Source organism: Frankia sp. AiPs1 (assembly GCF_023716945.1).
In the GTDB taxonomy this organism is placed as follows: domain Bacteria; phylum Actinomycetota; class Actinomycetes; order Frankiales; family Frankiaceae; genus Frankia.
This window is the reverse complement of sequence record NZ_JAMQQF010000480.1, coordinates 1-4,639: the sequence shown is the minus strand read 5'-3', so window position 1 is coordinate 4,639 and position 4,639 is coordinate 1. Positions and strand designations below refer to the sequence as shown.

General features: G+C 71.7%; 4 protein-coding genes and 1 pseudogene. 4 read left to right on the top strand and 1 reads right to left on the bottom strand.

All coding sequences use genetic code 11. The annotated features are described in order from the left end of the window. A partial coding sequence (locus ND748_RS25635; protein ID WP_251748645.1) for a helix-turn-helix transcriptional regulator occupies positions 1-787 on the bottom strand: 787 nt, incomplete at its 3' end. A gap of 558 nt (positions 788-1,345) precedes the next feature. On the opposite strand from ND748_RS25635, the gene ND748_RS25630 reads away from it, so the two are divergent. The 4 genes and pseudogenes from ND748_RS25630 to ND748_RS35145 form a co-directional block, all read left to right on the top strand. Beyond that, positions 1,346-1,966, top strand: a complete 621-nt coding sequence (locus ND748_RS25630; protein ID WP_251748644.1) for a response regulator transcription factor — start codon at positions 1,346-1,348, stop codon at positions 1,964-1,966. Between the two features lie 206 nt (positions 1,967-2,172). After that, positions 2,173-2,361, top strand: a complete 189-nt coding sequence (locus tag ND748_RS35150; RefSeq protein WP_374216034.1) for a putative leader peptide — start codon at positions 2,173-2,175, stop codon at positions 2,359-2,361. Between the two features lie 60 nt (positions 2,362-2,421). Then, positions 2,422-4,152 (top strand): annotated as a pseudogene (locus ND748_RS25625) (nitrite/sulfite reductase); the annotation flags it as partial. Further along, on the top strand, positions 4,138-4,639 hold a 502-nt coding region (locus tag ND748_RS35145), incomplete at its 3' end, for a ketoacyl-synthetase C-terminal extension domain-containing protein (protein ID WP_374216035.1). The pseudogene ND748_RS25625 and the gene ND748_RS35145, both read left to right, overlap by 15 nt.

Sequence of the window (4,639 nt, the reverse complement as noted above, 5' to 3'; positions counted from 1 at the left end):
GCGGGGTGACGGTCGGCCCGCCGAGCCCGCCGTCGCCGATCCGGCCGTCGACACTCGCGTCTGGCGCGGCGGCGTTCGGCGCCTGGCCCGCGTCGGTGGCGCACTCCCGTCGGGCGGCGGCGTCGATGAGCCCGTTGACGGCGAGGGTCCAGGCCCGCAGCCCCTCGTGCCCGGTGAGTTCGGTGAACACCGCCGCCTCCAGGCAGCAGGTGCTCGCACCGGCGAGCTCGTCGACGTCGAGCAGCGAAATGGCGAGCAGGCCGGCCAGGTGGCCGGCGAGCATGAACAACCGGAACTGCTGATGTGGCAGCAGCGGGGTGCGCAACAGGTTGTCGACCACGCTCTGCTGGTCGAGCACCCGGGCAGTGACGTCCTGCGGGTCGAGCCGGTCGGCCTTGGCGATGAGGTCGGCGACCAGCCGGTCGAGATAGTCGAGCTCGCGGTCCGACCGGCGGTGGTCGAGCAGGTCCGACACCCGGCGTCGGGACTCCCGCTCCGGGTCGGGCCGGCGACGCAGGCGCTCGGCCCGCGCGGCTACGGCCGCCTCGCGCAGATCGACGAGGGCGCCCCCGGCCTCCAGCGCCGCGTCGACGGCCGCGACCACGGGCCGTGAGGGAATCCCACGACTGGGCTGCTCAAGCTGGGAGATGTACTGGCGGCTGTAGCCGGTGCGTTGGGCGAGCTCGTCCCGGGAGAGAACGCGTTCACAGCGCCGCCGCCGGACCTCCACGGGGAGCAGGTCTTCAGCGGTCGCCGCGCCCTGCTGGCCTCGGCTCCGTTGCCGCATCTGTTGACGTCCTTCCGCGTGGCAGAGGTCGCCTCCCACCGAGGGAGGCAAGTCGTCGTGCGCCGCCTCTCGTGCCCCCCGAGAGCCGGCAGGAATTCACCGGTAGTGATCAGGCTACTCCATGGCGCACCCTAGTAGACTAGAGGCCAAAAGTCCCATACGCGAACGCTTGCGATGATTACTCTCCGTCATATCTTGGCGTGTTCAATCGGATGGTGTCGCTCAGAGTTCGTGATCGGATGCAATCTGTTCGGAGAGCCGGATGGGTGTGGCGGGCCCGTCGAGACATTATGCCTGTATTCTTGGGTTCTTGTTGGGAAACGTGAGTGTTGCTGAGGAAGCCCGGGCGGAAAGTCGCGGAATCATCGGGAGATCGTCTCCGGTGGCCTATTTCCGTGACACGGGCTATCACTGTCCCGCCGGGCGTGCGGCGCTTCGCCACGGTCTGTGGGTATCGCTGGGATGACCGACATGGGTCATCCCCGGAAACCATCCTGAATGACGATGCGCGGGGTCGGGTGGGGCGCGTACAAAAGAATGGTGGATACCGGCCGTTCGGTGGACGCCGACACCGTCGGGCTCGGCCAGGACGACGTTGTCGCCCCGGCTCGGGGCTCCTCCGGGACGGCGCGTAGCCCTGAGCCCGGCCGGGACGCCGGCCGCGCCCCCGGTGCGCAGACCAGCCGCCCGGCTGTGTGGGCCCCGATCCCGGGTGGTCACGCGATCCCGGACGGCGAGCTGGCCGGGGACCCCGCCGCCGGTGACGGCGCGGGCACGGGCGAGCCGTCGTCCGCCGACGCGCCGCGCCGAGTGGTCGTCGTGGACGACGCGGACGGCGTGCGTGAGCTGCTCTGTCTGCTGCTGGGTGCCGAACCCGACTTCGTGGTCGTCGGCGCCGCCGCCAACGGGGCGGAGGCCATCGACGAGGTCGTTCGCACGGCGCCGGACCTGGTGCTGCTCGATCTTGCGATGCCGGTGCTCGACGGCCTTGGCGCGTTGCCGCGGATCCGGCGGGTCGCGCCGCACGCCACCGTCGTCATCTTCACCGGCTTCTCCGAGGACGCGCTGCTCGATCGGGTGCTCGCCCTGGGCGCGGACGCCCTGCTGGAAAAGGGCCTGGCCACCGGTCCGCTGGTCGACCAGCTCCGCAGCCTCTGCGCCGCCCGGCGCCCCGGCTGAGCCCCACCGCACCGACCTGCGGGTTCGATCCCGTTGTTCATTTTCTCCATCGATGCGGTAGAGTTGTGGAGGCGGTGTCGGAGGGTCGGGGAAGGCTACCGGCGCTTGCCCGATTTGGCCGGTTTCGCGGGGTGACACTTGCCGGTGGCGTGGTTCTGGAACCCACAACACGCCCATCGGCGTCACTTCTGTGAAAACATGAGGTCGTGGTTACGCGTGCCCTCACCCTCGGGGCGTCGGCTGAGCGAGCGTCGGATCTGGTCCGCGTTTCGCCCCGGCGCGGGTTCGCGTCGTCCCCCGCGGCCGCGTGCCTCGTGATTGAGCCGATGCTCGTCGCGCGCCTGCACGTCGACCTGCTGCGGGTCTCCAGCGCCGGCTGTCGCCGCTCCCGCTGACGTTCCCGTTCGCGGCGCCACTCTGTCGGCGTCGCGTTTCCCCGCGCATCGAGAGATCTCATGACTTCTCCTGCCAGTCCTGCCCGTTCCGCGCGCCCGTCCCGTCCCAAGGGGGCGGGCCAGTGGGCGTTGGGCTACTCCGAGCCGCTCAACGCCAACGAGCGCATGAAGAAGGACCAAGGCGGGCTGGAGGTGCGCGATCGCATCCTCAACCTCTACCCGCACACCGGCTTCGACGGGATCGACCCCCAGGACCTGCGTGGCCGGTTCCGCTGGTGGGGCCTCTACACGCAGCGCCGGCCGGGTATCGAGGGCGGCCGCACGGCGATCCTCGAGCCGGAGGAGCTCGACGACTCCTACTTCATGCAGCGGATCCGGCTCGACGGCGGGCGGATGACCGCCGAGCAGCTTCGGGTCATCGCGGACATCTCCACCCGGTACGGCCGGGACGTCGCGGACGTCACCGACCGGCAGAACATCCAGCTCCACTGGATCCGCATCGAGGACGTGCCGGCCATCTGGGGCGCGCTCGAGGGTGCCGGGATGACGACCGCCGAGGCGTGCGGCGACACCCCGCGGGTCATCCTCGGCTGCCCGTTGGCGGGCGTCGACGGTGACGAGGTCATCGACGGGTCGGCCGCGATCGACGAGGTGGTCGAGCGCTTCGTCGGCGACCCGACGCTGGCGAACCTGCCCCGCAAGTTCAAGAGCGCGATCTCCGGCTGCGCGGACCACTGCACGCTGCACGAGATCAACGACATCGCGTTCGTCGGCGTCGTCCACCCGGAGCTTGGTGCGGGCTACGACCTGTGGGTCGGCGGCGGCCTGTCGACGAACCCGAAGCTCGGCGTGCGGCTGGGCGCGTTCGTGCCGCCGGCGCGGGTCGCCGAGGTCTGGCATGGCGTCGCCTCCCTGTTCCGCGACTACGGCTACCGCCGTCTGCGTACCCGAGCCAGGCTGAAGTTCCTGGTTGCGGACATGGGCGCCGAATGGGTGCGCACCACCCTGGAGAAGGAGTACCTGACGGCCCCGCTGCCGGACGGGCCGCCGCCGGCGCCGCCGCGCAACGAGGGCCGCGACCACATCGGCGTGCACCGTCAGCGCGACGGGCGCAACGCGGTCGGCTTCGCCCCGCGCGCGGGCCGGGTCTCCGGAACGATCCTGCACGCTGTGGCGGACCTCGCCGACCGGTTCGGACAGGGCCGCATCCGCGCGACGACGACCCAGAAGCTGGTCATCCTCGACGTGGCCGACGAGGCCGTGGCGTCGCTGGAGGCGGAGCTCGCGGCGCTGGATCTGGTCGTCCGGCCGAGCGTGTTCCGCCGCGGCACGATGGCCTGCACCGGGATCGAGTTCTGCAAGCTGGCCATCGTCGAGACCAAGGGCAACGCCCGCGACCTCATCGAGGAGTTGGAGCGCCGCCTGCCCGACTTCGACGAGCCGATCGGGATCAACGTCAACGGCTGCCCGAACGCCTGCGCCCGCTTTCAGGTCGCCGACATCGGGCTGAAGGGCTCCCTGGTCCCCGATGACGCCGGCGAGATGGTCGAGGGTTTCCAGGTCCACCTCGGCGGCCACCTGGGCACCCGGTCGCGGCTGGGGCGCAAGTCGCGCGGCCTGAAGGTCACCGCCGACGGGCTGCTCGACTACGTCGTCGGCCTGCTGGCGACCTATCGGCGCGAGCGTGCCGACGGGGAGAGCTTCGCCGACTGGGCGGAGCGGGCCGACGAGGCGTCGCTGGCCGCAGCCGGCGCCGTGGGCTCCTCGGCCGCCGGCGTGGGTTCCTCGGCCGGCGTGGGTTCCGCGGCCGGCACGGGCGCCGCGGGGCGGGCGGACATCGGCATCGGCTCGGTCAAGTCCATGATCGGCCATGCGATGCCGGCGGCGGGCGCGGCCGGGCTGATCAAGACCGCACTCGCCCTGCACCACCGGGTGCTGCCGCCGACGCTGCACTGCGACGAGCCGCACGCCGCCTTCGCCGGCAGCCGGTTCGCGCCGGTGCGGACGGCGACCGACTGGGACATCCCGGCGGGCGGCGGTCCCCGTCGCGCCGGCGTCAACGCCTTCGGCTTCGGCGGCATCAACGCCCACCTCGTCGTCGAGGAGGCGCCGCCGACCGCTTCGGCGACCCTGGCCCACACCTTCCCCGCCCCCCCGTCGGCAGACCGTGCGCCGGCAGACCGTGCGCCGGCAGGCCGTGCGCTGGCCGACCTCGTGCCGGCACGCCTCACGTCGGCAGGCCGCGCCCTACCGGGCCGCGCGCTACCCGGTATCGAGC